The 1,443-nt window shown below is 33.3% G+C and carries 1 protein-coding gene; it reads left to right on the top strand.

The features are described from left to right. Window positions 1–373 precede the first annotated feature (373 nt). Window positions 374–1,393, top strand: a complete 1,020-nt coding sequence (locus E5342_RS18950; protein ID WP_135960075.1) for a 6-bladed beta-propeller — start codon at window positions 374–376, stop codon at window positions 1,391–1,393. The last annotated feature ends 50 nt before the right edge of the window (window positions 1,394–1,443 follow it).

Below are 1,443 nucleotides of genomic sequence, written 5' to 3'. Positions count from 1 at the left end.
TAACGAGGAGGTTTCAGTTTCCGATCTTATGTCGGCTAACACTGAGGCGCTGGCTTACTGCCCGAATGGGTGTGTAGATAGATGTGGTAGTTGTGATTGCAATGGCTGGCATAACTACGAAGAGTATAGTGGATGGGGTTAATGTGAATTTTACATGGCATTATATTTTCGCAATATAGTATTTGTATAAGGGATGTGTCATAATTCCCTTTTATCATGTTGGATTTGATCCACTATCTTATTCTAAAGATTGAATCAGTATAGGATGAGATTTTGGATCAATCCTAAATGATAGGATAGAAGACTTTGGCACATTCCTTTTTAATTTTTATAAAAGGAAAGATGTCTCATCTATATAAAAAACTATAAAAATATGAATAATGCGGTATATCTATTTTTCTTGATTATCTTTTGTTGGGGATGCTCTTTAAATTCTACAACTGAAAAACATCAAAGCAAAAGATATAATATAATCAATGTTCATGATCAAATAAAAGAAATTTCTATAGAAGATCTCCTCATCGGTTTCTTTTCATGGCCAGCTGTAATTGATAATTACATATTCATCACCGATTATAAAACGGCAAATGAATTTATACATATTTTTGATAAGAACAACTTCAAGTATATAACAAGTATCGCTCCAAGAGGACAAGGGCCGGGAGAGATCGCAAATATAGGGGGACATATAGTTGAAGACAAAGTAAATCGTAAGTTTTACGTGTCTGATCATGGTAAAAATCGTATTTTTAGTTATGATCTGGACAGTGCGATAGCAGATCCGGCTTATCTTCCTGCCGAAAAAATGAAGATGGGAGACCAGATATTTCCTGACAAATATGAATATATTAATGATACTTTGTCTATTGGTGTAACTATACAACGCTTAGGCAATGGCAATTTTAAACCGGTTGTTGGAAAGTTTAATATGCAAACTGGTGAGATAACACCAATGAGCTATACCATTAATCCGTATGTTAAAAAGAAACGCATTTTTTTTGATCTATCAGTGGAGCATAATATCTATGTGGAGGCTTATATGCCACATGATTTAATGACAATATGTAGCCTTGATGGAGAATTGAAATACAATATATATGGTCCTAATTGGGATACGGAAACACATGGCAAATATTTTTTTGAAAATGTTAGAATTTGTAAAGATAGAATAGTTGCGACCTACTTAGGAGAAAGATATATAACGGCAGATAGAAAAGTTGTTTATGCAACAAAATTTCTAGTATTTGACTTAGAGGGTAATTATTTAAAGACATTAGAAACAGGATATCCAATTATAAATTATTGCTATGACAAGGATAATCACCGAATTTTAATGAGTCTGAATGCGGATATACAGTTCGCTTATTTGGATTTAGGTAAATTACTAGATTAAAGAGCCATGACCCTATTATTCGACATATATCCGGCCATCGGCCACTTGAA

It is taken from the genome of Parabacteroides distasonis (assembly GCF_004793765.1).
In the GTDB taxonomy this organism is placed as follows: Bacteria; Bacteroidota; Bacteroidia; order Bacteroidales; family Tannerellaceae; genus Parabacteroides; species Parabacteroides distasonis_A.
Note: the sequence above shows the minus strand (reverse complement) of the source record. Positions and strands in the feature narration are given on the sequence as shown.

Excerpts from the sequence above, each read along its gene's own strand:
- E5342_RS18950 (WP_135960075.1), top strand. The coding sequence starts at position 374 with ATGAATAATGCGGTATATCTATTTTTCTTGATTATCTTTTGTTGGGGA.